Consider the following 1,829-nt stretch of genomic DNA (forward strand, 5'->3'; position numbering starts at 1 on the left):
GCCACTCAATCCGCTCCCCCGGCACCACCGGAGACGTCAGCAGCACCTTCGTCACCGTCAGCGAGGCGCGTGGCGTGGCCGGTGACGGGGATGCGGTGGCTGTGCGGGTTGATGCGCTGGGGTCTGGGCCGCCGGAGACTGTTGCGGTGTTTTCCGGGGCTGAGGTGGCGTCGGGGGACAGGGTTGCGGTGAGGATGAAGGTGCGGGACGCGTTGACGGCGAGGTCGATGGCGGGGCAGGTGGCGGTGCCCGAACTGATCGGGCAGGGCACGTTGTTGGCGTCGTCCGTCAGGGTCGCGCCCACGACCTGGGCCGGGATGCGGTCCTTGATGACCACGTTCCTGGCGCGGGACGGGCCGTCGTTGGCGACCGTCACCCGCCACTGGATGCGCTCCCCCGGCACCACCGGGGCCGTCAGCAGCACCTTGGAGAGCCGCAGGTGCGCCTGGAGGTCGGGGGATGCGGTCGGGACGGCGGTCGCGGTGTTGTCTCCCGCGCTCGGGTCGGGGCCGCCCGTCACGAACACCGTGTTGGTGGGGGTGGTGGTCGCGTCGGCGTCCATGGTGGCGGTGAGGGTGTACGACTTCGAGGCGCCCGCGGCCAGTTCGACCTCCGGGCACTTCGCGACGCCCTCGGCGATCGGGCAGCTGGTGCCGTCGTCGTCGGCCGTCATGGAGGGGTTCGAGACGCCGTCCGGGATCGGGTCGTTGACCTGTACGTCACGGGCCCGGGAAGGCCCGTTGTTCTTCACCGTCACCCGCCACCGGATCTGCTTGCCCGGCACCACCGGGGAGGTCAGGAGCGTCTTCGAGAGGTTCAGGTCGGCCCGGTAGGCGATCGATTCGCTCGGCGAGGCGACGGCTGTGCGCTCCGAAGCGCTCGGGTCGGGGCCGCCGGTCACCGTCACCGTGTTCGTCGGTGTCGTCGTCGCCTCCGAGGAGAGCACGCCGGTCACGGTGAACGTCTTGGTGGCGCCGACCGCCAGGTCGAAGGCGGGGCAGACCGCTTCGTTGTCGGTGATCGGACACTCCGTGCCGTCGCTGTCCGCGACCTTGCGCGAGCCGGTCACCGAGGCGGGGATCCGGTCCCGTACGACGATGTCGCGCGCCGTGGAAGGCCCGTCGTTCTTCACCGTGACCCGCCACTGGATCGTCTGCCCGGCGACCACCGGCGAGGTCAGGAGGACCTTGGTGACGGTGAGCGAGGCGCGGCCCTGGGGGGACGCGCTGGTCGACGCCGTCGCGGTGCGCGTGGCGGCGCTCGGGTCGGGGCCGCCGGTCACGGTCGCGGTGTTCACGGGCGTGGTGGTGACGCCCGGGTCGAGTACGCCGGTCAGGAGGTACGAGACGGAGGCGCCCGGTGCCAGTTCGACCGCCGGGCAGGCGGCGGTGGTCCCGGTGAAGGGGCAGTCCGTGTCGTCGGACTCCGCCCGCATCCGGGCCCGTGACACGTCCGAGGGGACCGCGTCCCTGACGACCACGTTCCTGGCGCGGGACGGGCCGTTGTTCTTGACGGTCACCCGCCACTGGATCTGCTCGCCGGGCACGACGGGCGAGGTCAGCAGCACCTTGGAGATCTCAAGTGCGGCGCGGGGCTCGGGGCTTGCCGTCGTCGACGCCTCCGCCGTGCGCTCCGAGGCGCTCGGGTCGGGGCCGCCGGTGACCTTCACCGTGTTCGTGGGGGTGGTCGTCGCGTCGGCGTCGAGGGTGCCCTTCAGCGTCCATGTCTTCGTACCGCCCGCCGGGATCTCCACCGCCGCACAGGTGTACGTCCCGTCCGCCAGCGTGCACCCCTCCATCGACGTACCCGTCACCCCGGCAGGAACCGTG

Annotated in this window: 1 pseudogene; it reads right to left on the reverse strand. The window is 71.8% G+C overall.

Going from position 1 to position 1,829, the window contains the following annotated elements:
* A pseudogene (locus tag ACFWZ2_RS08810) lies at positions 1 to 1,813 on the reverse strand (hypothetical protein); the annotation flags it as partial.
* Positions 1,814 to 1,829: the final 16 nt, after the last annotated feature.

It is taken from the genome of Streptomyces sp. NPDC059002 (genome assembly GCF_042740435.1).
GTDB lineage: Bacteria > Actinomycetota > Actinomycetes > Streptomycetales > Streptomycetaceae > Streptomyces.